Origin of the sequence: Marinobacter sp. F4206, assembly GCF_019392195.1 — a bacterium.
Classification (GTDB): Bacteria; Pseudomonadota; Gammaproteobacteria; order Pseudomonadales; family Oleiphilaceae; genus Marinobacter.
In genome coordinates this window covers 1,855,395-1,880,034 of record NZ_JAHXKI010000002.1, presented here as the reverse complement: position 1 = coordinate 1,880,034, position 24,640 = coordinate 1,855,395, and the positions used below count along the sequence as shown (strand labels likewise).

General features: G+C 60.4%; 26 protein-coding genes and 1 tRNA gene. 11 read left to right on the top strand and 16 right to left on the bottom strand.

Translation table 11 applies throughout. The features are described from left to right. Nucleotides 1-176: 176 nt before the first annotated feature. From ectA to KZO34_RS10930, 5 genes are all read right to left on the bottom strand, one after another. Entirely contained in the window at nt 177-692 is a 516-nt protein-coding gene (gene ectA / locus KZO34_RS10950) for a diaminobutyrate acetyltransferase (protein WP_219476380.1), read from the bottom strand. Between the two features lie 149 nt (nt 693-841). Further along, nucleotides 842-1,792 (bottom strand): metallophosphoesterase family protein, encoded by a 951-nt coding sequence (locus tag KZO34_RS10945; protein WP_219476378.1) that lies wholly within the window; start codon nt 1,790-1,792, stop codon nt 842-844. Nucleotides 1,793-1,801: 9 nt separating this feature from the next. Beyond that, nucleotides 1,802-3,205 (bottom strand): sodium:solute symporter family transporter, encoded by a 1,404-nt coding sequence (locus tag KZO34_RS10940; protein ID WP_219476377.1) that lies wholly within the window; start codon nt 3,203-3,205, stop codon nt 1,802-1,804. Nucleotides 3,206-3,375: 170 nt separating this feature from the next. Further along, nucleotides 3,376-4,344 carry a radical SAM protein gene (locus KZO34_RS10935; RefSeq protein ID WP_219476375.1) on the bottom strand — a complete coding sequence of 323 codons (969 nt, stop codon included), beginning with the start codon at nt 4,342-4,344 and terminating at the stop codon, nt 3,376-3,378. Continuing rightward, the gene (locus KZO34_RS10930) at nt 4,331-6,520 is read right to left on the bottom strand and encodes an FAD-dependent oxidoreductase (RefSeq protein ID WP_219476373.1); all 2,190 of its coding nucleotides are present in this window, start codon (nt 6,518-6,520) and stop codon (nt 4,331-4,333) included. Before KZO34_RS10930 ends, KZO34_RS10935 begins: the two co-directional genes overlap by 14 nt. A 278-nt stretch (nt 6,521-6,798) precedes the next feature. On the opposite strand from KZO34_RS10930, the gene KZO34_RS10925 reads away from it, so the two are divergent. Then, complete coding sequence (locus KZO34_RS10925) at nt 6,799-7,416, top strand: RNA polymerase sigma factor (protein WP_219476372.1); 618 nt, start codon at nt 6,799-6,801, stop codon at nt 7,414-7,416. After that, nucleotides 7,410-7,670, top strand: coding sequence for an anti-sigma factor family protein (locus KZO34_RS10920; RefSeq protein WP_219476371.1), 261 nt, complete (start codon nt 7,410-7,412; stop codon nt 7,668-7,670). The genes KZO34_RS10925 and KZO34_RS10920 overlap by 7 nt, the downstream gene beginning before the upstream one ends. On the opposite strand, the gene KZO34_RS10915 is transcribed toward KZO34_RS10920, so the two are convergent. From KZO34_RS10915 to KZO34_RS10905, 3 genes are all read right to left on the bottom strand, one after another. Beyond that, a complete protein-coding gene (locus tag KZO34_RS10915; RefSeq protein WP_219476370.1) occupies nt 7,667-8,413 on the bottom strand; it encodes a DUF6969 family protein in 747 nt (248 codons plus the stop codon). The genes KZO34_RS10920 and KZO34_RS10915 overlap by 4 nt on opposite strands. Next, the gene (locus tag KZO34_RS10910; protein WP_219476369.1) at nt 8,410-9,114 is read right to left on the bottom strand and encodes a cytochrome-c peroxidase; all 705 of its coding nucleotides are present in this window, start codon (nt 9,112-9,114) and stop codon (nt 8,410-8,412) included. Before KZO34_RS10910 ends, KZO34_RS10915 begins: the two co-directional genes overlap by 4 nt. A 115-nt stretch (nt 9,115-9,229) precedes the next feature. After that, entirely contained in the window at nt 9,230-10,198 is a 969-nt protein-coding gene (locus tag KZO34_RS10905) for a DUF3179 domain-containing protein (RefSeq protein WP_219476368.1), read from the bottom strand. A gap of 331 nt (nt 10,199-10,529) precedes the next feature. Between KZO34_RS10905 and KZO34_RS10900 the strand changes: the two genes are divergently transcribed. The 3 genes from KZO34_RS10900 to KZO34_RS10890 are packed head-to-tail and all read left to right on the top strand — an operon-like array spanning nt 10,530 to nt 12,718. Further along, nucleotides 10,530-11,282, top strand: a complete 753-nt coding sequence (locus KZO34_RS10900; RefSeq protein WP_219476367.1) for an amino acid ABC transporter substrate-binding protein — start codon at nt 10,530-10,532, stop codon at nt 11,280-11,282. 18 nt (nt 11,283-11,300) lie between these two features. Next, nucleotides 11,301-11,975 carry an amino acid ABC transporter permease gene (locus tag KZO34_RS10895; RefSeq protein WP_219476366.1) on the top strand — a complete coding sequence of 225 codons (675 nt, stop codon included), beginning with the start codon at nt 11,301-11,303 and terminating at the stop codon, nt 11,973-11,975. Beyond that, entirely contained in the window at nt 11,972-12,718 is a 747-nt protein-coding gene (locus KZO34_RS10890; protein WP_219476365.1) for an amino acid ABC transporter ATP-binding protein, read from the top strand. The genes KZO34_RS10895 and KZO34_RS10890 overlap by 4 nt, the downstream gene beginning before the upstream one ends. 10 nt (nt 12,719-12,728) lie before the next feature. Here KZO34_RS10890 and KZO34_RS10885 read toward each other — a convergent pair whose 3' ends face one another. The 4 genes from KZO34_RS10885 to KZO34_RS10870 all read right to left on the bottom strand — a co-directional run bounded on the left by KZO34_RS10885 (nt 12,729) and on the right by KZO34_RS10870 (nt 15,913). Beyond that, nucleotides 12,729-13,427 carry an SDR family NAD(P)-dependent oxidoreductase gene (locus KZO34_RS10885; protein ID WP_219476363.1) on the bottom strand — a complete coding sequence of 233 codons (699 nt, stop codon included), beginning with the start codon at nt 13,425-13,427 and terminating at the stop codon, nt 12,729-12,731. Nucleotides 13,428-13,544: 117 nt separating this feature from the next. After that, complete coding sequence (locus tag KZO34_RS10880) at nt 13,545-14,231, bottom strand: TVP38/TMEM64 family protein (RefSeq protein WP_219476362.1); 687 nt, start codon at nt 14,229-14,231, stop codon at nt 13,545-13,547. A gap of 23 nt (nt 14,232-14,254) precedes the next feature. Then, nucleotides 14,255-15,106, bottom strand: coding sequence for a UDP-2,3-diacylglucosamine diphosphatase (locus KZO34_RS10875; RefSeq protein ID WP_219476361.1), 852 nt, complete (start codon nt 15,104-15,106; stop codon nt 14,255-14,257). 183 nt (nt 15,107-15,289) lie between these two features. Further along, nucleotides 15,290-15,913 (bottom strand): YbhB/YbcL family Raf kinase inhibitor-like protein, encoded by a 624-nt coding sequence (locus tag KZO34_RS10870; RefSeq protein WP_219476360.1) that lies wholly within the window; start codon nt 15,911-15,913, stop codon nt 15,290-15,292. A gap of 175 nt (nt 15,914-16,088) precedes the next feature. On the opposite strand from KZO34_RS10870, the gene KZO34_RS10865 reads away from it, so the two are divergent. The 3 genes from KZO34_RS10865 (at nt 16,089) to KZO34_RS10855 (ending at nt 17,422) form a co-directional block, all read left to right on the top strand. Next, the gene (locus KZO34_RS10865; RefSeq protein ID WP_219476359.1) at nt 16,089-16,421 is read left to right on the top strand and encodes an ankyrin repeat domain-containing protein; all 333 of its coding nucleotides are present in this window, start codon (nt 16,089-16,091) and stop codon (nt 16,419-16,421) included. 7 nt (nt 16,422-16,428) lie between these two features. Continuing rightward, nucleotides 16,429-17,169 carry a spermidine synthase gene (locus tag KZO34_RS10860; RefSeq protein WP_219476358.1) on the top strand — a complete coding sequence of 247 codons (741 nt, stop codon included), beginning with the start codon at nt 16,429-16,431 and terminating at the stop codon, nt 17,167-17,169. A gap of 76 nt (nt 17,170-17,245) precedes the next feature. Further along, on the top strand, nt 17,246-17,422 hold the full coding sequence (locus tag KZO34_RS10855; RefSeq protein WP_219476357.1) for a hypothetical protein: 177 nt from the start codon (nt 17,246-17,248) through the stop codon (nt 17,420-17,422). A 39-nt stretch (nt 17,423-17,461) separates the two neighbouring features. On the opposite strand, the gene KZO34_RS10850 is transcribed toward KZO34_RS10855, so the two are convergent. Together KZO34_RS10850 and KZO34_RS10845 are read right to left on the bottom strand one after the other, a co-directional pair. Beyond that, complete coding sequence (locus KZO34_RS10850) at nt 17,462-18,850, bottom strand: alanine/glycine:cation symporter family protein (RefSeq protein WP_219476356.1); 1,389 nt, start codon at nt 18,848-18,850, stop codon at nt 17,462-17,464. Nucleotides 18,851-18,887: 37 nt separating this feature from the next. Next, nucleotides 18,888-19,448, bottom strand: a complete 561-nt coding sequence (locus KZO34_RS10845) for an LOG family protein (RefSeq protein ID WP_219476355.1) — start codon at nt 19,446-19,448, stop codon at nt 18,888-18,890. A 145-nt stretch (nt 19,449-19,593) separates the two neighbouring features. Between KZO34_RS10845 and KZO34_RS10840 the strand changes: the two genes are divergently transcribed. Next, on the top strand, nt 19,594-21,702 hold the full coding sequence (locus KZO34_RS10840) for a NosR/NirI family protein (protein WP_219476354.1): 2,109 nt from the start codon (nt 19,594-19,596) through the stop codon (nt 21,700-21,702). Nucleotides 21,703-21,729: 27 nt separating this feature from the next. Here KZO34_RS10840 and KZO34_RS10835 read toward each other — a convergent pair whose 3' ends face one another. After that, nucleotides 21,730-22,284, bottom strand: coding sequence for a carboxymuconolactone decarboxylase family protein (locus KZO34_RS10835; protein ID WP_219476353.1), 555 nt, complete (start codon nt 22,282-22,284; stop codon nt 21,730-21,732). 118 nt (nt 22,285-22,402) lie between these two features. On the opposite strand from KZO34_RS10835, the gene KZO34_RS10830 reads away from it, so the two are divergent. Continuing rightward, nucleotides 22,403-23,002, top strand: coding sequence for a TetR/AcrR family transcriptional regulator (locus KZO34_RS10830; protein ID WP_219476351.1), 600 nt, complete (start codon nt 22,403-22,405; stop codon nt 23,000-23,002). Nucleotides 23,003-23,172: 170 nt separating this feature from the next. Beyond that, the gene (locus tag KZO34_RS10825) at nt 23,173-24,480 is read left to right on the top strand and encodes an NAD(P)/FAD-dependent oxidoreductase (RefSeq protein ID WP_219476350.1); all 1,308 of its coding nucleotides are present in this window, start codon (nt 23,173-23,175) and stop codon (nt 24,478-24,480) included. 31 nt (nt 24,481-24,511) lie between these two features. Here the strand turns inward: KZO34_RS10825 and KZO34_RS10820 are convergent. Beyond that, a tRNA-Gly gene (locus KZO34_RS10820) sits at nt 24,512-24,585 on the bottom strand. Nucleotides 24,586-24,640: the final 55 nt, after the last annotated feature.

The following is a 24,640-nucleotide window of genomic DNA, read 5'->3' as shown; positions in this document are numbered from 1 at the left end:
TCAGGTTCGAGGTAGATGCGCGGGAGCCTATCGGGTAATGCAGAGTCGGTCGCGATAAGCCCACCGTGCGTTGGTTTAAGCCTGGTGACAGACCTACCTCAGTGGTCTGCCGGCTAGTCCAAAACGCAGTCTCACAGTCGTTCACAGCCGGCCGCAGCCGGCGTGGACCGGGGCTCTCAGACAGGCTTCGTGAAGGGCCCGATGCGCAGCAGGAATTCGGAATCATGCTGCCCACCAAAGTGGGTCTCTTTCTCGAAGTGCTCGTGGTAGGTGAGCTCGGCTCCCATATCACGGGCGAATGAGCGGAAAAGCGCCCAGGAGGCCTCGTTGTCAGCGGTGATCGTCGTTTCCATGTGCGTCACGTCTTTGCACGCATCACGGCCAACGATCTCTTTCAGCATCCGCTTGGCCAGGCCCTGTCCACGACCTTTCTCGTGAACCGCCACCTGCCAGACAAACACGGTCTCGGGCTGTTGGGGAGGGATGTATCCGGAGATAAAGCCGACCAGATCGCCTTCCTTCTCCGCGGCCACGCCGGTTTCGGCAAAGTGGCTGCACTGCAAGAGGTTGCAGTAAATCGAGTTGGGGTCCAGCGGCGGGCATTCTGCCACCAGCTGGTGGAGCCTGTAGCCATCATCCTTCACGGGTGTGCGAAGCGAGATGGCGGTGGTATTCGATCCTTCAATTGTCATAACGTGATCAATTCGCCTCAAAAAGTTAGTGCTGAATTATATAGACCACAAAATATAATTCAAGTCAGCATTCCCTGGCACCCTTATCCGGGCCCCGGCTCATTCATTCAGAATAGACCTGATCGAGGCATTCGCCAGTGACAAATTGGTTAGGAAACGGACGCAAAAATGAGCCGGGCAGGATCCAGAGAGGTGCCGTGCAGGATTCGCTGCCGATAGGATTCAGCCGCGTCCGAGCCCGTCGGCCAGAGTTCGTCGAACCGGGCCAGCCAGGCCTCGGAATCAAAGGCAACGGGCAACAGTGATACGTGAGCGCCCTGACACTCAGAGCCCGCCACAGACTCGTCGGCGGGCGAGGTTAGACCAATCCGGGTAATCAGTCCGCGCGGGTCCGCGCGCAGGTTACCCATGCCGGCGGAGCCATTATTGACCACAGTGCGGGGCCGATCCTGTACCTGTCCGGACCAGAGCACTGGCAGGCAGGTGTGGGTACAGGCGATGATATCGGCACCGGTGGAACCCAGCCATCCGTGAACGGCCAATTCGTTAGTAGCACTAAAGGACTCATGGGCGAACCCCCAGCCTGCCAGGGATTCCGGATCACCGTGCAGAACCAGAATCTTTAGGCCTCCAAATATCAGGCACAGATATCGGGGCAGCAGTGACAGCCGGTTCTGGACGTCGGGATGGCGGTCTGCGACTTCCTGGAGCCGGGCCATGATCCGGTTCGACCGCTCAACCACTCCCTGGTCAACAAAATCGGGGTAGGCACAGCCACACCCGGTCTCGGGGCTCGGGTTGGCAAGTTCATACTCAACATTGCCCAGACTGACGGTGTGATCGAGCACGCGACTGTTGATCTCGCGAAACAGGGGATCGCTGGCGTTGAACCAGTTGAAGTCGCCGTTGAACACCAGCCGGACCCGATGTCCTAGCCGCTCCTCGGCGCGGACCATCCTCTCGATCTCATCAAGGGCATAGGGATTGCCGTAAAGCCCGCCGACAATGTAAAGCACATCCTCCGACACCGCCGTAGCCTGCTGACACAGGACTTCGGGGCGGTAACGATAAGCTAACGGACAACTTCGGCCTTCACTCATGATTCGGAGTCAGGCCTCCCCCGCCGCCAGAGAACGCCCAGCCAGACGGCGCATTACCAGCGGCAGGAAGAACCCACTGGTACAGATCAGGAAGCCATAGGCGTTCACCCCAAGCAGCATGGCGTACTTGCCCTCACCGATGGCCCAACTGGCTGGAATCAGCCCCACAGCGAGCAACACGCCCAGCCCCAGTCCGGTCCAGAAACTCAGGTGGAAGCTCCAGGGCGACCAGCGGGTAAATCCATAGAACAGGAACACCGGCGCCAGCCCCATCACCATGGTGCCGGAAATGGTGGTGGCCTTGAGAATATCGGTCCCGGCAAACATCGGCAGGTTACCGGCAAAGGCAAAGATCACCATCACCACCGCACCGATCCGGATACTGGGCAGCCGCTCCCCGGCCCGCCGGGCCAGCCGGGGCAGATCCACCGCCAGGGACTTGGCCAGTGAGGTAAAGGTGGAGTCCAGTGTGGAGCCGGCGGAAGTCATCATCACGACACTCATAAAGAACAGCGCCGCCAGGCCCAGCGACTGACCAACCGCCGCCGGCGCGTTGCCCATGGCGTCAATGCCATTAAGGCGGGCATGCACACCGACGAGACTGAAGATAAACACCGCCACAAACCCGAGCAGACCGGCGACCACAAAGCTCTTCAGCATGGTCTTTTCCTTGTTCACAAAACCTCTGTCGGTGAGAACCGGATCGTGGAACGGATAGCTGAACATCTGCAGCAATGCCACCAGCAACAGATCCAAGCCGGCATCGAGCCTGAATTCACCGTTGCTCAACAAGGCGCTGCTGTCGTTGGCCGGGATGATCAGGAACAGCACCGCCCCGACAAAAAAGACGAACACGAACGCCTGGATCACATCGGTAAAGATCGACGACCGCAAGCCACCCTTGAGGCTGTATGCGAGAGTAAACACGGTAAACAGCATGGCCGCGGCGTAGTATTCCCATTCCCCCGGCAGGCCGAAGTAACCACCCACTACCGCCGTGTTACTCCAGACCTCGTTGTACAGCCGGATCAGAATCGCCGCTGCGAACGCCAGCGACGCCAGCCGGCCGAACCGCGACGTCAGAAAATCCTGCAGACTCCGGGCCCCGGTCTGGGTCCGGATCAGATAAATGATGTAACCGGCCACCGGAATCGACAGCCAGTAACTGGCGTAAGCCAGGCCACCGGTCACCCCGTACGCCGCCCCCAGGTTTGCCGCGTTGGTCACCGACTTGGCAAAAATCCAGCTGATAAAGATACTGGCGGTCAGTGACCACTGACTGACCGGATTACCCTGATCATCCGCTCCTTTGTAAAAGGAATTCGCGTTCTTACTTTTCGGCGACAGCACATACATCACAATGCCGTAAACCACCAGAAACCCCCAGAACAGGGCACCCTCAAGCGTCGTCATCGTATTAATCCACGTTTCAATTTACGCACAGCACGGCGAACCGCGCGGTCTGTGGGGCGGGGAACTTTATCCGCCAGGAAAAAGGTGTTTGAGCGAAGCGAGTTCTTTTCCCAAGGAGAAAGTTCCCCGCTCCGCAGGCCGCCAACTCCCGGCCGGCAAGCCTGAAAATATCAACCGGGAGCCGAACAGCTCGCCCCGAACCGGTAACACGAAAAGCACCGGTGATGCCGCAACATAATACGCTCATCCATGCTCTCGGCCAGCGACCCACCCAGGTCGTATTGCGGGTCATCATCCACCAGTGTGCAGGCGTAGACCCGAACCCGGTCGCCCTTCTTCACCAGCATCCGGGTGTAAGTACACATGAAGTGCGCCCGCGACTCCCTCGTCGGGTACTTGTCCATGCAGGTCTCGGTAATCTCCGGACTGCCATCTTCCGACCCCGGTGTGCCCAGGTCCGGAAACGCGGTGAACGCCAGGTCTTCCGAAATGCCCCAATCCCGGAAAATCGCCCGGAACGCCGCCTCCACGTCCGACGGAATTTCTTTCGCGTCGGTCTGGCGCGCGATGGACACCTTGAAGCCCTGCTCCAGCAGCCAGCGCGTGCCCTCCAGGGCCTGTTCGAAACTGCCGTCGCCCCGATCCTTGTCGTGCCGTGCCCGATCCGGGAAATCCAGACTGACCCGGAAATGAATCGGGAAGGGGTTGTCCAGCAGCGGCAACACCTGATGCCGACGTTTGAGCAACGGCTCGGTGGCATTAGTCAGCACGAAGCAGGGCCGGTTCTGACTGGCGTAGTCCAGGATATTCACGAAGTCCCGGATCACGAAGGGCTCTCCGCCAGTGAAGGAAAACTGCTCCACGCCCATGTCGATGGCTTCATGGATAAACGGTTTGACATCATTCAACTTCATGCCCGGAATGCGGCCATCACCGGGGTGGGACCCCTCCAGGCAGAAGGGACAGGCCAGGTTGCAGGCCGTGCCCGTGTGAATCCACAGCTCTTTCAGCCTATCCGCATCAATGTAGCCGCGGGGATCGCCCTGACGGGTGTGGGTCCAGCTGTCGAACGCCCGAGGCTCGAGTACCTCCACCGCCGGAATGCGCTTCCGGGCCGGTCGTGTTTCAGTCAGGGGCATACACACTCCTCGATTCTTTGGTGTCTTTGCCACGGCGCCAGCCGTGCAGTTTTTCCAGCAGCGCCAGTACACCCTGGGGGGCGTGGGCACGCTTCCATTCGCCCGCGGCGAACTTGGCCGACTCGTTCCAGGTCGGGTAGGGGTGGATGGTACCCAGAATCTTGTTCAGCCCCAGGCCATGTTTCATGGCCAGGGTGAACTCCGCCAGGATTTCGCCCGCGTGGGTACCCACTACCACAGCGCCCAGGATCTTGTCCTTGCCCGGCGGGGTCAGCACCTTGATAAAGCCCTGGTCCTCGCTTTCCGCAATCGCACGATCGAGATCGTCCAGACCGTAGCGGGTGACTTCATAGTCAATGCCTTGCTCTGTGGCCTCAGCCTCACTCAGCCCCACCCGGGCCACTTCCGGCGAGGTAAAGGTGACCCAGGGCATAACCCGGTAATCAACGTTGAACCGCTTGAACTGGCCAAACAGACCATTCACGGCGGCATACCAGGCCTGATGCGCGGCAGCGTGGGTAAACTGGTAGGGACCAGCCACATCGCCACAGGCGAACACGTTGGGATAGCGCACACTCATGTCCTCATCCACCGGCACGGCGCCATTGGGCAGTGTTTCCACACCGATCCGGTCCAGATGCAGGCCCGTCGTATTGGCCGCACGGCCAACCGCCACCAGCACCTCATCGAAGACAATTCGGACCCGCTCACCTCGGTGTTCGCAGTAAACCACCTTCTCGCCGTTTTCGATGGCAAACTCCCTGGCCGCATGCGCCAGACGCACATCGATGCCGTCCTGTTCGAACCGGTTTCTCACCAATTCGGAGACTTCGGTGTCTTCCTTAGCCAGCAGACGGTCACCCATTTCCACCTGAATCACCTGACTGCCCAGTCGGGCAAAGGCATGGGCCAACTCCGATCCGATCGGACCACCGCCAAGCACCAGCAGGCGCTCTGGCTGGGTTTCCAGGGACCATAGATTATCGGAGTTCAGCGGTTCCATATCGGCCAGCCCCGGAATCGGCGGCATCGCCGGTTTGCCACCCGTAGCCACCACGATACTCCGGGCGGTCAGCCGTTCGGTCCGACCATCATTGTGCTTCACCTCAAGCTCCCAGGGAGATACGAAGCTGGCTTCGCCGGAGATGCAATCAACGCCCAGTTTGCGGTAACGCTCCGGCGAATCATGGGGCTCGACCCTGGCGATGACCCTCTGGACCCTGTCCATGATGGTTTTGAACGAGCCTTTGACCGGCACCGCTTCAAGACCATAGCGATCGGCGTGGCGCAGGGTATCCGCCGCCTTGGCGCTACGGATCAGGGCCTTGGAAGGCACACACCCGGTATTGAGACAGTCGCCGCCCATCTTGTGCTTTTCGATCAGCGCCACCTTGGCCTTGACCGCCGCGGCGATGTAGGCAGACACCAGGCCAGCCGAACCACCACCGATGACCAGCAGGTTGTAATCAAACGATTCCGGTTTTTTCCATCCGGCATACACCCGGCGGCGCCGGATAAAGCCCACCACGAACTTGGCAATCAATGGGAACAAGCCGAGCAGGGCAAAGGACAACAACAGGTCGGCGGACACGATGTCGCCGGTGGATTCGATCTGAGACAACTGGGTCCCGGCATTCACGTAGACAAACGTACCGGGCAACATCGCAACCCAGCTCACCAGGGCATAGGTACGCAGCTTCATGCCAGTCAGGCCCATGGCAATGTTGATCAGAAAGAACGGGAAGACCGGCACCAGCCGCAGAGTCGCCAGATAGAACGCCCCGTCCTTTGCGATGCCCCGATCCATGCGAGCGACCGTGGCCGCGTATTTTTCCCGGAGGGTGTCTCGGGCCAGGAAACGGGCCACGAGAAAGGCGATGGACGCGCCGATCGTCGAAGCGACAGAGACCGCAGCGAGTCCGTAAATGTTGCCAAAGAATGCGCCTCCGGCCAGGGTCATGATGGCAGCGCCGGGCAGCGACAACGCCGTGACGATGATGTAGACCAGCATGTAACCGCCAATGGCCAGCCAGGCATTATTCGCGATCCAGGTGTCCAGGGTCTGCTGGTGGGCTTTCAGGGATTCGAGGGTGAGGTACTCCTGGGCACCGCTGCTCCAGAAGGCAATCACCACCACCAGAATCACCAGTATCATCAGCCACTTTTTCAGGTTCATCACTTTATCCCGTGTTGTTGATTGGATGCGTCACTGACTCGGGACCCTCCCGGTTGTTACAGCAACCAGTCAAAATGTTCAGAATTGATGGCAGTCTTGTGATTGAAGGGTACGTGTTTTTCGCCCTGAAAAGGTCACAAATCGATAACAATCCGGTCAAAAACCTCAAACCTGACCTAAACTTGCGAACATATGGCCGATTGCAAACATGTTCCGGGAACCCCGGCAGCTTTCGACGGACCAATGGCTAAACCCCTCAACTCCAAGAGTACGTACGCGTGAACCAACAAACAGACCTCGATGAAAGCGGACTGGTTGACGCCCTCAAACGCGGCGAGCAGGACGCCTACACCCAGGCCGTATCGACCTACACTCCGGGCATGCTCGCGGTCGCACGCTTTTACCTCGATGCCAGCGGTGCCGAAGAAATTGTTCAGGACTGCTGGGTCACCGTGATTGACGCCATTCAGAAATTCGAGGGACGCGCCGGCCTGAAAACCTGGCTGCACCGCATCGTCGCCAACCGGTGCAAAAACAAACTGCGAACCAGCCACCGGGAAATTCCCACCGACTTTTCCGAACGCCTGGATCCGGAACTGGATAGCCGGTTCAACGCCGCTGGCCGTTGGGCGACGCCGCCCAAGCTGCGCTTTGACGAGTCCGCCGATGCCTTGCTGGAGAATGGGGCGCTCAGTGACTGCCTGGACAAACATCTGGGGCATCTGCCAGAAACCCAGCGCTCCGCCCTGATCCTTTATGAAGCCCACCAGCATAAATCCGAGGACGTCTGTAACATTCTCGACGTCAGCGCCTCTAACCTGCGTGTGATGTTGCACCGTGCACGGCAAAAAATCTTTCTGATGGTGGAAACGTTCCAGGAGACCGGCGAATGCTAATGTGCCGAGAGCTGGCAGGCATTGCCAGTGACTATATTGATGGCGAACTCAATGCAACCAGGAACCTGTCCGTAAAAATGCACCTGATGATGTGCAAACACTGTCGCACGTTTATCGGCAACCTGCGTGCCAGTGCAGAATTGATGCGGGGGCACTCGTCCGCTCGTGTGGAGGAGTCGCTCATTGACCGCATCAATGAGCGGGTATCCGAAGCATTACAGGTCCGCCCGCAGCGACCGGAACAGGACGACTAGGCCCCGCCCTCCATCACCGGCACCGCCAATGAGCGTTGGGGGTTTGGCCGACGCCGCTGCTCGTCGACCAGCACCGATGCCCAGCTTTCCAGATCGACCGGGACACTGCCGGTTATCTCCAGGCTGCGATCCTCCAGAACGTCCTCCATTCGCTGCCCATTACGGTCCGCAACGACCTGATCCCGGTGGCGAAGCAACGCCTCGATCTGGGGCCGGAAGCACCGAACCATCGCCGTTATCCAGCGATTGACCGGCCAGCTCGGGTAGGCATGGTCCATATTGAACGCATCCAGTACGGCGATGACCTGATCCGCCGGCAACCAGCTCTCATCGGTTACCCATCGGTTGACCGCGAACAGCCCGGTGGGGAAACCCCAGGCATCCATGGAAATGGCTACCAGGTGGGCCAGCCGGTCTTTACCGGCTGGCCCAAACACGGGTACCGCGGCCGCCGGTATCGCTGCATCCCGCAGGAACAGGTGGAAATGCCCGTGTTCCGGATGATCGCTCCGGTGCGCATGGTAATAGTATTGCGAGGCCGTGGCAGCATCGAAAACATCGTCCTTCGGGTAGTGATCCAGCTCGTAGAAAGGCCCCTGACCGCGAAGCACCTCCCCGACGATGTTCAGGCCACCCTTTTTCAATACCCGGTAGCATTCGCGGATTTCGGCGACGGCATCCAGGCTGGTGCAAATCTGTGGCTTACTCAGCGTCCTCGGGTCTGGTATGCGCAGCTCGGTCATTGCCATCGCTCCTGGACCTTCAGCATGTATGCCGTCAGTGCCGCCAGCTCCTCGCTGTCCCAGGCCAAGGGGTCGGCCGCCATGGGCTGCACCATGCAGATCTGGACCATTTCATCCATATGCACACTTTCCATGCCGAAGACGTTGCGGGCCATGGCCACGGAGTGCGGATAGGCATCGGCGAAGGTGGCCTTGTAACCGGCACCGTCATTGTGGCAACTGGAACAGGACAAGCCGTTGCTGCTCAGCGAAGTATCGTTGAACAGCTTCTCACCCGTGGTCACCAGCGCGCACGGATTGCCCTCGTACGGCTGGTAGCCAGCCGGTCGGGTCACCCGTTTGGCCGCACAGGGATTGGGCGTGGCGGCGCACTTGCCGGTTGCCGCACAGGGGTTACAGCTTTGGGTCGCGCAGGGGTTGCAGCCTTTCGTGGCACAGGGATTCTTGGCAGCGCAGGGATTCTTCGCTGCGCACGGATTTTTGCCGGTGCATGGGTTCTTGCCGTTACACGGGTTGCATTTGGCTTTGCACTGTTGGCTGGCGCCGCACTTACCCTTGCAGGGCGAACAGGGGCTGCAGGCCGCTGCCGCCCCGCCGGCAACGGCCAGCATCGCGGTCATCAGAACCGCCGACCACCAAGTGGTACGTCGTTGCTCGTGACACACTCGGATGGCTTGTCGAAGTGGATGGATTGTAGTCATGACCTCTCTCCCTGATCACAGAGTTGGTGAGGGAACCCTTCGGTCCGCAACCGCCCTATCAGGCGGACACCCAAGAGACACATGACTTCTGCAACTATTACAGCAATTACTGAAATTAATTGCTTTCAAAAATCAGCGTATCGGGATGGAAGGTGTACCAGGCGAACCAGAACGCCCGGGTCGCAGGCAGGAGGGCGCCATCTTCATCCCGCAGCTCTGCGGAGGGCGCGTCCGGATCGTAGTGGACAGTCACAGGCTTGCCACCCACCCGGTCCTCGAGCACTCCCTGGTGCTTGGCCAACTCCGGAAACGGCCAGACCTTCGCTTCGCCGTTGTGACTCCAGCCCAACACCCAGGTCTTGGGATGGAACTTGCGACTGGTCCGGGTGACCGGGAAGTACAGTCGCTCCGACTGGCCATAATTGCCGTAGGGGGACTGGCGGTAATCCCGGTGATACCCCGTATCGGTCGACAACACCAGAGCCCAGTCGCCGACCCGGTCACGCCATTTTCGCCAGAGCTCGTGGCGTACCGGTACCCGCTCCAACGACTTGCCAGCCAGGGGGCCAGAGACCGCCCGCCCCTCGATCTGCGACCAGAGCGACTCGGTTTGGTGGTCGTACATCAGCAAATCGCTGTTGTAGAGCAGTCCGGAAACGCCGAAAGTCAGTTCCCGACCGTCGACAACCGGATCAAATCCGATACCGGTGCCGCACAGGGGGCAGAAGCTGATCAGCAGCGACCGATCAGCCAGGCGGACATTGACGATTTCGTGCCAGTTCAGAATACCGATCGGGAAGGCCCGACTTTCACCGTCACCGTCCCAAGTCAGCATCAGATCGCCCGCTTGCCAAGGCTGGGTGCCGTCGGGGCGTTCGAACCTGGGCTCCCGGATCGCCGGAATTCCGTCCCGGGGCGGTCCGCCCCGCAGGATCTGCTCAGGTGGAATCAATGCGGACTCCAGGTCAAAACCGTTCTTTTTCTGGGCCAGGCTCGCCACTGGAACCAGCAACAGACACAGACCAAACCACCAACTGAGCCGACGATTCCACACCCTTCCGAGGTTGTAGCTGGATGTGTCCATGGCCCGCACCTGATAATCCCGATGGTCGTCTCTGCGTGGCAAACGCAGACCCAATCAGTAGACACTGCTGAGACTCAGTTGTTACGCCCGGCTTGGGCCTGGGTGACTCTGACAGTCTGTCCGCTAAAGTATAGGGAAGTCGTGATTTCTGCCGCGCTTCCTGTCACTCCCTGTTCAGCGCACGGGGCGTCACGCCTCAAGGAAAGCCCGTATCGGATGATTGGACAAGGCTTGTTAGACTGTCGCCAAATTTGATCAGATTTTTCAGAGCCATATGCCAGTGTGTTCGCCGAAGACGAGGACACGGCATCCATCGGAAAAGGAACTGTCTATGAAAACCCTGTTAGCAACCACACTGTTAGTACTGTCTCTGGTCGCGGCTCCGCTTCAGGCCCAGGAAGACACCATCCGGGTCGGCATGTCCGGCCAGTATTTCCCGTTCACCTTCGTGGAACAGGATACCCTCAAAGGGTTTGAAGTCGATGTCATGAATGCCGTAGCCAAAGAGATGGGCCGCGAGGTCGAGTACCAGACCGCGGCGTTCTCCGGTCTGTTCGGCATGCTCGGTGCCGGCCGCATCGATACCGTCGCCAATCAGATTACCATCACCGAGGAGCGCCAGAAGGCGTACACCTTCAGCGAGCCGTACGTCTACGATGGCGCTCAGGTGGTCATCAAGCAGGGTAACGAAGACATCAACGGTGTCGAGGACCTGAAGGGCAAAACGGTAGCCGTCAACCTGGGCTCCAATTTCGAGGCGCTACTGCGCAACCTCCCCTACGCCGATGAAATCGACATCAAGACCTACGACAGCAACATTGAACGGGACACCGCCCTCGGCCGGGTCGACGCCTTCGTCATGGACCGGGTCAGTGCCAGTCAGATCATCAAGGAGAAACCGCTGCCGCTGGAGCTGGCGGGACCGACCTTCTCCCAGATCACCAACGCCTACCCGTTCAAGGACACCGAAGAAGGCCGCGCCCTGCGGGATGAAGTCAATGCGGCCCTGAGTGCGCTGCGCGACAAGGGCACCTTGCGGGAAATCTCCGAGGAATGGTTCGGCACCGACATCACCGCGCCGTAACAAGACAGGAACCGGGTTATGGGCGCACTTGACGTCGACTACATGCTGGGGCTGGTCCCCGTCTTACTGGGGTACCTGCCCCTGACCCTGCAGCTGGCGTCTCTGGGCATGGTCCTGGCGCTGATCCTGGCGTGCCTGTTCGCAGTCATCCGGGTGCTGCGGATTCCGGTGTTGAACCAGTTCACCATCGTCTTCATTTCGTTCTTCCGGGGCACACCGCTGCTGGTCCAGCTGTTCCTGTTCTATTACGGGCTGCCCCAGCTGTTCAGCGCGCTGACCGTGATCGACGGCATCACCGCCACCATCATGGGCCTGACCATGCATTTCTCCGCCTACATGGCCGAATCCATCCGGGCCGCCATTGTCGGCGTGGATCGCAGCCAGACCGAGGCCGCGCTATCCATCGGCATGACCAACGGCCAGCTGATGCGCCGGATCATCCTGCCCCAGGCCACCCGGGTCGCCCTGCCTACCCTGATGAACTACTTCATCGACATGATCAAGGCAACCTCGCTGGCCTTCACCCTGGGCGTCACCGAACTGATGGGCGCCACCCAGAAAGAAGCCTCTGGCAGCTTTCTGTATTTCGAAGCGTTCATCGTCGCGGCGGTGATGTACTGGATCGTGGTCGAAATGCTCTCGTGGTTGCAAAGCAATCTGGAATCCCGACTTAACAAGGCCTACAGCCGATGATTGAACTCAAGGGTCTGCGCAAGCAGTTTGGCGAGGCCGTGGTGCTCGACGGCATCAACCTGACCATCGAGAAAGGCGAAATCGTGGTGATCATCGGACCGTCCGGTACCGGCAAATCCACCTTGCTACGCTGCGTGAATTTTCTTGAACAGCCGACCGCCGGGGAAATCACCGTCGGCGATCTGACCGTGGATGTGAACCGGGCCAAAAAAGCCGATATCCTGGAATTGCGCCGGCAGACCGCCTTCGTGTTCCAGAACTACGCGCTGTTTGCCAACAAGACGGCACTGGAGAACATTGCCGAACGGCTTCTGGTGGTGGATCGCTGGCCCAAGGCCAAGGCCCATGAGCGGGCCCGGGAAATCCTCCGGCGCATCGGCCTGGAAGACAAGGCCGACGCCTACCCGGCCTCCATGTCCGGTGGCCAACAGCAACGGGTAGGCATCGGCCGGGCCATGGCCGCCGGTGCCGAGGTAATCCTGTTTGACGAACCCACGTCCTCACTCGATCCGGAGTGGGTCGACGAGGTGCTGTCACTGATGAAACAGCTGGCCAAAGAGCGCCAGACCATGCTGCTGGTGACTCACGAAATGTCCTTCGCCCGCGATGTCGCGGACCGGGTCATTTTCATTGATGGCGGCCGGATCGTGGAACAGGGCCCACCGAGCGAGATCTTCTACCACCCGAAGGACCCCCGCACCCGGGATTTCCTGCAAAAAATCCTGGCCACCCATCAGGCCTGAAGTGGCGGGGCTACCAGGTCTCGCCGAAGGGCCGGAGATCCAGCTCGAAGGTCCAGGCCGACGGATCCTGCTGGGTCAGCATCCAGACCGCATCGGCCACCGCCGCCGGCTGGACAAAGAAGTCGTCCGGCTTGTCGCCCAGGGCCTTTCGGGTGCGCGGCAAGTCCACCACCCCATCGATTATGACGTTGGCTACGTGGATCTTTTCAGGCCCGAGCTGGCGCGCCAGCGACTGCGCAAGACTGCGCTGGGCCGCCTTGGCGGAGGCGAAGGGTGCGGTGTTAGCCCGGCCCCGCAGGGCGGCCGAAGCGCTGGTGACGACAATGCTCGAGCGGTCGTGCTGCCGCAACTGGGGCAAGGCGGCCTGGGTGGCCACCACCAGCCCTTTGACGTTCAGCCGCCAGTTCGCCTCGAAATCCTCCGGGCTGGCGTCCTCGGCACTCTTGAAAACGCCGCCACCGGCGTTATAGAGCAGCACGGAGACCAGGCCGAGTTGCTTCTCGATCGCCTGAAATGTCTCACCCACCTTGTCGGTATCGGTGGCGTCACAGGGGAAGGCGTGACTATTGGCGATGCTCTGCTCCAGGGATTCCAGGTAGTCCCGGCTACGCGCCAGCATCGCCACCCGATAGCCCTCTTCACTGAAACGCCGCACCAGGGCCTCGCCATTGCCCTCGCCCACACCCATCACTACACACACCTTGTCCATGACCCTTCCCCCTATTGATCGCCCGGCACCACCTACTGACAAGCGTAGACCAGCAGGGCCGAAACGGGGTCACACAGCCTGGTTCGGTGAACCATTTACCGGATAGGGAACCGCGCGTCAGGCGCTGAGGTGCAGCCAACGCGCAATGCGGGACCGGGGGCTGCGACTCAGATACCAGGGCAGGGCACTCATGACCACCAAGATCAGGGCAGCGGCTGCGACGGTCAGCAACGGATTGAGCTCAAAGCTGTGGCCCAGCCCGGCAAAAACAAAGGTCATCGGCAACATTCCGATGACCGAGGCCAGGGCGAAGCGCCAGGCCCGAATCGCCGTGACACCCGCCGCGTAGCTGACCAGGGCAAAGGAGAACACGGGAATCAAGCGGGTGAGCAGCACCGCCACAAACAGGAAGCGCTGAGACCCGTTTACCGAGAACACCGGATTGTCCTCAAGCTTGCGCTGGACCACTTCACGGCCCAGTACCCGGGCCAGGTAGAACGCGATCATGGCGCCGGCCAATGCGCCTGCGACCGCAATGGCGGTGCCGGTGATCATGCCAAAGGCGAGCCCCGAAGCCGCACTGATGGGCAGGGTGGGAATGGGTCCGACAACCACCGCCAGAATCATCATCAGCATCAGGAACACCGGGCCCAACATTCCCTGCTCGGTGAGCCAGGCCGAGATCGCTGTGGGCGCCAGACTGGCGGGCATTCCCAGTTGCCGTAGCACCAGCCAGATTGCCGCCATCAGCAACGCGACAACGGCCAGAAAAGAGAGACGGAAAACCCAGTGTGATCGATCCATCCGGGCATTTTACCCGTTGGGCGTCAACTCGCCAGGTTATTTACCTGTTCCACAAAGCCGGCCGGTACAGGATCCAGCGTGGGCCGGGCATCCCCGGTCACATCCGGGTGTGGCGCATCCGGCTCGAAGGCGAGGACCGACGGCGCCTCAGACCAATGCAGCAACTCCAGTCGCCCGGATGCCTGCTCGACCAACGCGGTGCAGTGCTCCACCCAGTCGCCGTCGTTGCAGTACAGGCCTTCCTCGCTTCGCAAGAAGCCCGCCGAGTGGATGTGCCCGCAGATAAAGCCATCGTAGTGGCCTTTTTCCGCCACGGTCAGCGCCGCCAGCTCGAATCGGCGAATGAAGGTGCGCGCCTTACCGATACGACTTTTCACCCAGGCAGCCAGTGACCAATAGGGCTTGCCCCGGAGCCGGCGCCAGGCATTGAACCAGCGATTGAAGCGCAGCAGCAATCCATGGGCACGGTCCCCCACCAGCAGCATCAGGGGGCTGCAACGCACCACCTGGTCAAACTGGTCGCCGTGGCAGACCATGAATCGGCGGCCATCCGCCGTGCTGTGCACAACCTTGGTCTTGAGTTCGATTCCGGCCACGGTCTGGCCACAGAACTTGCGGAAGAACTCATCGTGATTGCCGGGGATGTAGACAACCCGGGTGTCGCCGGCGGCAATGTCCATCAGCCGCTGGACGATGGCGTGGTGCTCGGTCGGGAGGTGCACCCGTTTCTGCATGGCAATCAGGTCGATGATATCGCCAACCAGGTAGAGGGTTTCACAGCGCACACTGTCGAGGAAGTCGAGCAGGTACGTAGCCTGACAGTCGGCGGTGCCGAGGTGTACGTCGGAAATGAAAACGCTCCGGTAGTATCGCATGGTGTCTCCTGCCCTCGGTCTGCCCGGATAACCGAACGATCCCAGACACGAATGACAGCAAGGTGACAGCCCTGCGACATTTCCATGACCGGATGGAACGGCTATCGGTCAAGGAGAGGATAAGCGGGAACCTGCCTGCGCGGGTTCCCGCAATACCCCGGAGGGCAGGGTCGGAGGCGAACCTCAGCGAAGCGCCGGGTTCAGGGTATAGGTCCCGGTCACCCGGGCACTGGCCAGAACGTGACCGGCCATGGCTTCGCGCACGTCATTGCCATCAAACTCGCCACTCAGACCCAGGCTCTCCACGTCGAGCGCGTGCACCTCGTAATGGTAGTGATGAATGATTTCATCGTTCCAGGGCGGACAGGGGCCGTCATAACCTGCATAAGTGCCGGCCATATCCGGGTTACCAGCCAGGAACTGGGTATAGTTGTTCACCCCACGGATGCCGATGGGGCCCGGCCCCGGATCCTTGCCCTTGGGGATAACGCCATCGCTGTCCTCGCCCTCGGGGATACGGCTGATATTGGCCGGCACATCCACCAGCAACCAGTGGAAGAAATCCACCCGGGGCAAGTCTTTCGCCACGGTCTTGCCTTCCTGGTTTACATCGTCCGCGACACTTGGCACATCCGGATCGAACATCATGACCACGAAGCTTTTGGTGCCTTCCGGCGCCCCCTCCCAAACGGTTTCGGGGTTCCGATTCGGGCCGAAACTCATATGATCTTCTTCGCTGTAGACGCCAAACGCGAACTTTTCCGGTACCGGCTGACCTTCTTCGATGCCTTGAACCTCTAGTTTCACGGCGTTGCCTCCTGTTGATCGTTGGCTTATATCTCAGTCAAGGTGTCTGGAACAGACCCGATCTGTGATACAAGGGTTTTAGCAAGGGTGTTGCCGGTCTGTCCAGATTATCAGACGGCGGTGTTTCTTACGCCCGGCGACTCGAACAAGCTCACTCACCACCACAGGAACCACCATGAGCGACCAGAACTCCAGCCAGCCACAGCCGCCAGAAAACCAGATGGATGAAGACGCCATTGCCTTTGCCCAGGGCCTGTTCGAACTGGCCCGTAACGGCGCCGCAGGCCTGCTTGTGCCCCTGCTGGACGCTGGCGTGCCAGTGGATATCCGCACCAGCAACGGGGAAACCCTGCTGATGCTCGCCGCCGCCGGCAATCACGCTGACACCGTGCAACTGCTGCTGGAGAAAGGCGCCAATCCCGAGGCCACCGATGCCGAGGGCACGACCGCGCTCGGCCACGCCCGGGCGGCCGGAGCCCAGGACGCGATCGCCAAACTGAGTCAGTGACCGGCCGATGCTCAACAAGGGAGAAATCATTCACCATGTCCGGGATACCCTCGGCAGCATTCTGGTGATCGACTACCGCAAGCATCGGGTCCTGACCTTCAACTCCGTTTTTGAGCAGAGCAAAATTGACCGCCGCCGGCCCTACCTGCCGGTGCACGAGTACAACCGTGCGATGATGCTGCCGGCGGCGTTCGCCTCACCCCGGCATGTGACCATTCTAGGCCTTGGCGGCGGAGTCATGGCGCACGCCTTCCACCATCTCTATCCGGACTGCCACATCCACGCCGTGGAACTGCGCCAGGCCGTCCTGGATGTCTCCCGGGAATTCTTCGAGCTGCCCCGGAGTGACCGGCTTACCGTCTCCATCGGCGATGCCCGCAATGCCCTTGAGCAGCTGCCGGACGCCAGCACCGACATGATCCTGGCCGACCTCTACAATGCCGACCGCATGAGCCCGGCCCAGGCCCAGCGAATGTTCATCAATCACTGCGCTCGTGTGCTCACCCCGGCAGGCTGGCTGGCCCTGAACTACCACCGGACCCCGGACCCCGAGGGCCCGTATTTTCGGGAGCTCCGCAAACGGTTTCCGGTGCTGCTGATGTTCCGCAGCAAAACCAACAACACGGTTATCTACGCGAGCAAGAAGCCCTTCGAAGCCCTGCATGAGCGGGACCCGGCCCTGCTGGCGCTGGAAAAGCGGCTACCCATCGACTGGCGCAAATTAATGGCCAAGGTGAGCCGGCTCTGAACGTCGCGCCCTTGATCAATGGTCAGGATGATCCATAGTAATAACTAGGTATTCTTGCCATTGGAGGGGACAGGTCATGACCGATGAAGACTACAAGAAACTCCACCCGATACTGAACGAGGTCACTCAGACCTACGTGAGCCTTTATACCAACAGGCCCAATGAAAAGAATCGGGAACAGCTGATCAAGCTCGAAGCCCTGTTGCACGAGAAACTGGAACAGCTGAAAAAAGCACGGGACGAGAAAGAATAACCCAGCCAGACACCTGGACCATCCCCGCAGAAACGGCTTTCACGGCACCGCTTTGGCAGCCCTGCGTTCAAAGTAATCCCGGGTCAGCCGGACCACCAGGGGGGAGAGCAGAAGAAGCGCGATCAGATTGGGCACAGCCATCAGGCCGTTGGCGATGTCGCACAGTCCCCAGATCAGCTCGAGATCCATCACTGCGCCCAACGGCAACAGCAGGCAGAAGAGTTTTCGGTAGTGCTTGATCTGTCGGTTGCCGAACAGGTAGCCGGTGCCCCGGTCGCCGTAGTAACTCCAGCCCACGACGCTGGAGAACGAGAAGAACAGCAGTGACAGGGTAACCGCCAGCTTACCCAGGTCCGGCACGGCGGCATTGAACGCCATGGTGGTCAGCTCCGAGCCGCTTACCCCGGTGGTCCAGACCCCAGTGGTGATGATCACCAGCGCGGTGATGGTGCAGACCACCAGGGTATCGAATAGCGGGCCATTCATCGCCACCAGGCCGGCTCGCACCGGTTCATCGGACCGGGCTGCCGCCATCGCGATCGGCGTGGTTCCAAGGCCTGCCTCGTTGCTGAATACCCCCCGGGCGACGCCGAACTGGATGGTGGTCATGACCGCCGCGCCGGCAAAGCCGCCGGTCGCCGCGGTACCGGTAAAGGCGTCGGAAACAATCCGGACCAGCGCCGCCGGAACCGCGTCCGCGTTCAGCCCAAGCACCACCAGCGCGCTGCCGACATAGATCACGAACATCAGCGGCACCAGCCGGGACACCACTCTGCCGATCCGGCGGATGCCACCGACAATCACCAGCCAGATCAATGCGCCATAGAGGATGCCGATGCCGAGTTTCACCCCGAAAACCGTACGCTCGAGGGGCTCATAGGCGAGGATGTCGCGTAACGAAAACTCCAGGGTATCGGCCACCGAGTTCGCCTCCACCATGTTGCCTGTGCCAAAGGCGGCTATGATGGCGCAGAGGGCGAAGAACTGGGCCAGGGGCTTCCATTTTGGCCCGAGGCCACGCTCGATGTAGTACATGGGGCCGCCGGCGTAGCCCGTCTCGGGATCGAAAACCCGGAACCGGAGCGCGAGGGTGGTACTGGCGAAAACCGTTGCCATGCCGACAATGGCGGTGACCCACATCCAGAAAATGGCACCAGGCCCGCCCAGGGCAATGGCGGTCGCCACGCCGGCAATATTGCCGTTTCCAATGGCCGCCGACAGGGCCACGGTGAGAGCGCTGAAATGGCTGAGTTCACCAGTGCGCGAACTTTCCGCATCCCGGCCACTCACGATGCGAAGGGACAGGCCGAGGCGGAGCAGCTGGATAAAACGCAGTCGAACGCTCAGAAACAGCCCGGTCCCGACCAGCAACACGATCGTCAGTGGCCCCCAGATTACTTCTCCGACGCCCTCCACCAGTCCCTGCATGCCAGATCATCCCTTTTGGCGGTATACCGGGCTCTCCTCAGGCCCACTTCTCGTGGGGTGGCCGATAGGTCCGGAACCCCTCCAGCAGTTGCGCGGGCGTATCGGTCACCACCAGCATATCGATGTACTCCTGTTTCAGGAATCCCGCCGTTTTCATGGCCTCGACCATCGCCAGCAGCGGGTCGTAGAAACCGTCAATGTTGTATAGCGCGCAGGGTTTCTGGTGGAACCCGAGCTGGCCCCAGGTCCAGGCCTCGAAAATTTCCTCCAGGGTCCCGATGCCGCCGGGCAGGGCAACGAAGCCATCGGCCAGCTCGGCCATCTTCGACTTGCGCTCATGCATGTCCCTGACCACAAACAGCTCGGTCAGGCCGGCATGCGCCAGCTCCCGGTCCCGAAGGTGCTCCGGGATCACGCCATAAACCTGGCCACCACTCTCCAGTACCGCATCGGCAACAATGCCCATCAGCCCCACGTGACCGCCCCCAAACACCAGATCCACGCCATTGGCGCCAAGGAATTCACCCAGCTCCCTGACCTTGCGGGCGTACTGGGGGTCAGTTCCCGATCGGGAACCGCAATAGACAGCAACTTTCATGCATTCCTCACTCGTTGGTCCGGCACCAGAATCTCATTCAACCTCCTCACAAAGTAGCAGAGAGCTGGCTCCGAGGTCGCATTGAGCCGGCTCACAAAAGCTCTAGCATGAAGTGTCAAACAACAAGAAACCGCGGGAGTCTGTCATGGCAGGGCGCATCGCGTTCCTACTGGCCTGTCTGTTCTTGCTGCCCACCGCCCACGCGGAACTGTCGGAAAGCAAGCGGGTGATGATCCAGGAGCTGTTTCCGAAAGCGACAGTGATCGACGAGAAGCTGTCGGGCTTTCCCGTGTACCCGGTGTATCAGCTCCAGGAGCTACTCGGCTATGCTTACGAGTCAGCGGACCTGAGTCGATTGCAGGGCTTTGCGGGCAAGCCCATCCAGATGCTGATCGGACTGGATACCCGCGGGCGTTTTACCGGGGTCCGGGTACTGGAGCACCATGAACCGGTGTTCCTGCATGGCCTGGGCGAACAGCCCCTGTTCGACTTCGTCGATCAGTACGTCGGCCGCTCTCTGCGCGAACAGATCCTCGTCGACACCTCCAACTCCAAGCGTACCGGCAAGGATCCGGAAGGCAACGTGGTGCATTTCGACGGCGTCAGCAAGGCCACGGTGTCAGTTTTGATCATCAACGACACCGTGCTGTCATCCGCCCTGAAAGTTGCCCGAGCAAAACTCGAGGGTTTCAGCCAGGCCACCCCCACCCGGGCCCGACCGGATTTCTTCGAGCCACTGTCCTGGCAGCAACTGGTTGATCGCGGGTACCTCGGCCATTGGCAGCTGACACCGGAGAAGCTGGAACAGGTCCTTGGCCGGCCTCTTTCCGATTACCCGGACGCCCCGGAGCCCTTGCCCGGCAAGCCGTTCATCGAGCTGTTCTACGGCTACGTGAATTCGCCGATGGTGGGGCGCAACCTGCTGGGCCCGGAGGGCTATGCGCAGCTGCTGGAGAAGGCCGGGGATAACGCCAGGATTCTGGCGGTAATGTCCCGAGGCCCCTTTGGCCACCTGTCGGAAGACTTTGTGCCCGCCAGCGCCCCCGACCGGCTGGGCATGATCCAGAACAACCTGGCACTGGAACTGCGCGACCTGAACATGTTCGGCGGCAGCATCCGGCTACAAGCCGATTCGATACCGGACTTTGCCCAACAAACCCTGTTCCGGGTCGGCGGCAACGCCGGCTTCAATCCGGGCGCCGACGCGACCCTCCGGCTCAACGTGGAACTGGCGCGCAATCATCTGATGGTCGACCGGGCGGCCCTGGATGTGCCGGTGGCCTTCCCCGACGAACTGTTTGAAACGGTCGCGGTGGCGCCACTGCCGGAACAGACCCGGCCCCCGGTCTGGATTGGCCTCTGGAAAGAACGCTGGTGGCAGATTTCGTTGCTGATCAGCGGGCTTGTTGCGCTGACGGTGTTCTTCGCAAAACAGCGGCTCCTGAGCCGGCATCCGGCCCTGGTGCGGCGCTTCCGCTGGGGCTTCCTGTTCTTCACCCTGTTCTTCATCGGTTTCTATGCCCAGGGCCAGCTCTCGGTGGTCAACATCTACACTCTGTTGCTGGCAGTCCGGGATGGCTTTTCGCTGGATGTGTTCCTGCTTGATCCCATCCTGTTCATCCTCTGGACGTACACCTTTATCACCCTGTTCATCTGGGGTCGGGGTCTGTTTTGCGGCTGGCTGTGTCCATTCGGAGCACTGCAGGAGGTGGCGGCGTGGCTCGGCGAGAAACTGAAATTCCCCCAGATCAAGGTACCGGAACGGTGGCACCGTTGGCTGATCCTGCTCAAGTACCCGATTCTGCTCGGGCTGGTGGGCACGGCGTTCTACTCGTTGACGCTGGCCGAGCAACTGGCGGAAGTGGAACCGTTCAAAACCAGTATCACGCTGCTATTCGTCCGGTACTGGCCGTTTGTCGTCTACGCGGTGGGGTTGCTGGTGGCGGGGATGTTCATCCACAAATTCTACTGCCGCTATCTGTGCCCGCTGGGCGCCGGGCTGGCCGTACTCGGCCGGCTTCGGCTGTTCAGCTGGCTGGACCGCGTAGAGCTTTGCGGCAACCCCTGCCAACACTGCAAAAATGAGTGTGGTATCAACGCCATCCGCAAGGACGGCCGGGTGGATTACGACGAGTGCATCCAGTGTCTGGAATGCGTGGTCATTCTGAACGCGGAAGACCAGTGTATCGACAAGCGCCTCCTCAACCGGAAGCGGGAAAGACAGGCCAATATTCTGGCGACGGATGCGGGCTGATCCCGCACCCGTCGCCATCGGGCTCGCTTACTTGGCCTTCTGCCAGGCGAACTTCTGGAAAGGTTCGTCCACCGGCGTCTCGGCAATGTGGTTAATGTAATTGCTCATCACCTTCTGCGACAGCACCAGAATCACCTCAAGTACGTGCCGGTGCTCGTAGCCCGCCTGGTAAAAGGCATTCAGGTCCTCGGAATTGACGTTGCCCCGCTTGCGGGTGACCGCCAGCGTGAAGGTTCTCAGGGCCTCCAGTTTTTCATTGGGCAGGGGCGTCTCGTCCCGCAGCGCGTCGATAATCACGTCCGACACCTTCATGCTCTTGGCGATGCCGGTGTGCGCCGGAACGCAGTAATGGCAGGCATGCTCAACGTTGATGGTCTGCCAGACCACGGTGGTTTCATCGTTATCAAAACTGCTGTCCAGCACCAGTTGATGCAGTTTCTGGTAGCCGTCGAGCACCGTCGGTGCCTCGGCCATCACGGCGTGCAGGCCCGGGATCATGCCGAAGCCCTTCAGGGAGTTCTCCAGCAGAGGCTTGGCTTGTTCCGGAGCAGAATCGGTGTCGTGCAGTTTAAAATCGGTCATAACAACCTCCTATTTGAGTGATCGTTCAACAACACCGGCAGACTAACTGTTATTGAGCGATCACTCAAGTTATAATTGAACAGTCACTCAACATTGCAATCTCTGACAGATCACCGACATGGCCAGACACGCCCGATACGACCGAAAAACGGCTTTGCAGAAAGCCATCGCCCTGTTCTGGGAACGGGGCTACCACGGCAGCTCCATGAAGCAGATTGAACAGGCTCTGGATATGCGCCCGGGTAGCATCTATGCGACCTTTGGCAGCAAGGACGGGTTGTTTTCCGAGGCACTGGCTGCCTATGCGGACCAGGGCAGCCGGGAACTGTACGGGTTTCTTCAGCGCTATCCCTCGATTGTGGACGGCCTGCAGGCCTATCTACGCGCCATTGCCCGGGCCAGCAGCACAGCCCAGCCGTCGCGTGCGTGCATGATCGTCAAAACTCTGCTGGAGTCCAGCAACACCCACCCGGCACTGGCCGAACAGGCCAACCACATCCTGGCGTCCATCCAGCGGGCAATCTGTGACGCGCTTGAGCAGGCCAAAGCCCAGGGGGAGCTGGTCGAGGCCACAGATTGCCAGCGGCTGGCGCGGCTGCTGCAGGCCCAGATAGTGGCGCTTCGGTCGATGGCCGAGCGCGACCTGGCGCCGGATGAGCTATCCGATCTGGGCGATGATGTGGCAGGCATTCTCGACGCCTACCGGACCCGGCACTGAGGCTACTATAGGCAGCCATTGCACTTCCGTAGAATTGTGCCCGCGGTGCTCATCGCGCTACTATAATTCCTTCAGTATTAGCACCCTACCTTTCGTCATGCCCAGTGACGACAGCCAAGCGCTTTGACCCGAAGAGTGCTTGGCTCTCTTCACTTTAAGGGCTGACTGTTATGGATAACCTTCATCATATTGTGGTGGTTGGCGGTGGCGCCGGCGGACTTGAGCTGGTCACCAGTCTCGGCGACAAACTGGGTAGAAAGGGCAAGGCACGGATCACGCTGCTGGACGCCGGCCTGACCCATGTCTGGAAACCACTGCTGCACGAGGTGGCGTCTGGCTCACTGGATGCCAATGCCAACGAAATCAACTACCGGGCCCATGCCCGCAAGCACCATTACGAGTTTCAGCTGGGCCGGATGAGCGGCCTGGATCGCTCCTCCAAGCAGTTGGTGGTTGCGCCTTTCCTCGACGAGGACGGCCGGGAAGTGGTGCCCGAGCGCCGCATCCAGTACGACACCCTGGTGATTGCTGTGGGCAGCACGGCCAACGACTTCGGCACGCCCGGGGCACAGGAGCACTGCCTGTTCCTGGACAGCCTGAAGCAGGCTCGCCGCTTCCACAACCTGATGCTCAATGCCTTCCTGCGGAAGAACCATGAGGCACGACAGGGCCAGGAACACACCCTGAACATCAGCATTATCGGAGCCGGGGCCACGGGCGTGGAGCTGGCCGCCGAACTGCGCCTGGCGTCCCGTGAATTGCCGGTCTATGGCATGAATCACCTGAAGGACTCGGATGTGTCAATAACGGTGATTGAGGCGGCGGACCGTATCCTGCCTGCGCTGCCCTCCCGGCTCTCCGCTGCTGCCAGTCGGGAACTGGAAAACCAGCATATCAAGGTGCTCACCGGCCAGCCGGTGAGCGAAGTCCGCAACGGCGCAATCGTCATGAAAGACGGCACTGAGCTGCCGTCGGAAATGACCATCTGGGCCGCCGGTATCAAGGCTCCGGCGTTCCTGGCCGAACTCGGGCTGGAAGCCAACAAGGGGAACCAGTTGGTGGTCAACCAGACACTGCAGACCACCCAGGACGACGATATCTACGCCTTCGGCGACTGCGCCGCCTGCCCCCAGCCGGGCTCAGACCGGCCCGTGCCGCCACGGGCCCAGGCGGCGCATCAACAGGCAGACGCGTTGTTCAAGACCCTGTGTAGCCGCATCAAGGGCGGCGAGGCCGTCCCCTTCGTCTACAACGATCACGGCTCCCTGATCAATTTCAGCCGCTACACCACCGTCGGTAACCTGATGGGCAACCTGTCGGGCCGGAGCATGTACATCGAGGGCAAAGTCGCGAGACTGTTCTACGTGTCCCTGTACCGCATGCATCAGGTCGCCCTTCACGGCTTCGTACGAACCGGCATTATCTGGCTGATGGACAAAATCAGCCGTGCGATGCACCCGCGTCTCAAACTACACTAGGAGGGAACCGGGAGCTGTGCCCGGAAAGCACTGGAGCGGGTGAAGGGAATCGAACCCTCGTATGCAGCTTGGGAAGCTGCCGTTCTACCATTGAACTACACCCGCATTGGCGGTGGACGCGAAAGCAATATAAGCGGTCAGCGCGCTTAAGGGCAAGCCT

Excerpts from the sequence above, each read along its gene's own strand:
- ectA (WP_219476380.1), bottom strand. The coding sequence starts at position 692 with ATGACAATTGAAGGATCGAATACCACCGCCATCTCGCTTCGCACACCC.
- KZO34_RS10945 (WP_219476378.1), bottom strand. The coding sequence starts at position 1,792 with ATGAGTGAAGGCCGAAGTTGTCCGTTAGCTTATCGTTACCGCCCCGAA.
- KZO34_RS10940 (WP_219476377.1), bottom strand. The coding sequence starts at position 3,205 with ATGACGACGCTTGAGGGTGCCCTGTTCTGGGGGTTTCTGGTGGTTTAC.
- KZO34_RS10935 (WP_219476375.1), bottom strand. The coding sequence starts at position 4,344 with ATGCCCCTGACTGAAACACGACCGGCCCGGAAGCGCATTCCGGCGGTG.
- KZO34_RS10930 (WP_219476373.1), bottom strand. The coding sequence starts at position 6,520 with ATGAACCTGAAAAAGTGGCTGATGATACTGGTGATTCTGGTGGTGGTG.
- KZO34_RS10920 (WP_219476371.1), top strand. The coding sequence starts at position 7,410 with ATGCTAATGTGCCGAGAGCTGGCAGGCATTGCCAGTGACTATATTGAT.
- KZO34_RS10915 (WP_219476370.1), bottom strand. The coding sequence starts at position 8,413 with ATGACCGAGCTGCGCATACCAGACCCGAGGACGCTGAGTAAGCCACAG.
- KZO34_RS10910 (WP_219476369.1), bottom strand. The coding sequence starts at position 9,114 with ATGACTACAATCCATCCACTTCGACAAGCCATCCGAGTGTGTCACGAG.
- KZO34_RS10905 (WP_219476368.1), bottom strand. The coding sequence starts at position 10,198 with ATGGACACATCCAGCTACAACCTCGGAAGGGTGTGGAATCGTCGGCTC.
- KZO34_RS10900 (WP_219476367.1), top strand. The coding sequence starts at position 10,530 with ATGAAAACCCTGTTAGCAACCACACTGTTAGTACTGTCTCTGGTCGCG.
- KZO34_RS10895 (WP_219476366.1), top strand. The coding sequence starts at position 11,301 with ATGGGCGCACTTGACGTCGACTACATGCTGGGGCTGGTCCCCGTCTTA.
- KZO34_RS10890 (WP_219476365.1), top strand. The coding sequence starts at position 11,972 with ATGATTGAACTCAAGGGTCTGCGCAAGCAGTTTGGCGAGGCCGTGGTG.
- KZO34_RS10885 (WP_219476363.1), bottom strand. The coding sequence starts at position 13,427 with ATGGACAAGGTGTGTGTAGTGATGGGTGTGGGCGAGGGCAATGGCGAG.
- KZO34_RS10880 (WP_219476362.1), bottom strand. The coding sequence starts at position 14,231 with ATGGATCGATCACACTGGGTTTTCCGTCTCTCTTTTCTGGCCGTTGTC.
- KZO34_RS10875 (WP_219476361.1), bottom strand. The coding sequence starts at position 15,106 with ATGCGATACTACCGGAGCGTTTTCATTTCCGACGTACACCTCGGCACC.
- KZO34_RS10865 (WP_219476359.1), top strand. The coding sequence starts at position 16,089 with ATGAGCGACCAGAACTCCAGCCAGCCACAGCCGCCAGAAAACCAGATG.
- KZO34_RS10860 (WP_219476358.1), top strand. The coding sequence starts at position 16,429 with ATGCTCAACAAGGGAGAAATCATTCACCATGTCCGGGATACCCTCGGC.
- KZO34_RS10855 (WP_219476357.1), top strand. The coding sequence starts at position 17,246 with ATGACCGATGAAGACTACAAGAAACTCCACCCGATACTGAACGAGGTC.
- KZO34_RS10850 (WP_219476356.1), bottom strand. The coding sequence starts at position 18,850 with ATGCAGGGACTGGTGGAGGGCGTCGGAGAAGTAATCTGGGGGCCACTG.
- KZO34_RS10845 (WP_219476355.1), bottom strand. The coding sequence starts at position 19,448 with ATGAAAGTTGCTGTCTATTGCGGTTCCCGATCGGGAACTGACCCCCAG.
- KZO34_RS10840 (WP_219476354.1), top strand. The coding sequence starts at position 19,594 with ATGGCAGGGCGCATCGCGTTCCTACTGGCCTGTCTGTTCTTGCTGCCC.
- KZO34_RS10835 (WP_219476353.1), bottom strand. The coding sequence starts at position 22,284 with ATGACCGATTTTAAACTGCACGACACCGATTCTGCTCCGGAACAAGCC.
- KZO34_RS10830 (WP_219476351.1), top strand. The coding sequence starts at position 22,403 with ATGGCCAGACACGCCCGATACGACCGAAAAACGGCTTTGCAGAAAGCC.
- KZO34_RS10825 (WP_219476350.1), top strand. The coding sequence starts at position 23,173 with ATGGATAACCTTCATCATATTGTGGTGGTTGGCGGTGGCGCCGGCGGA.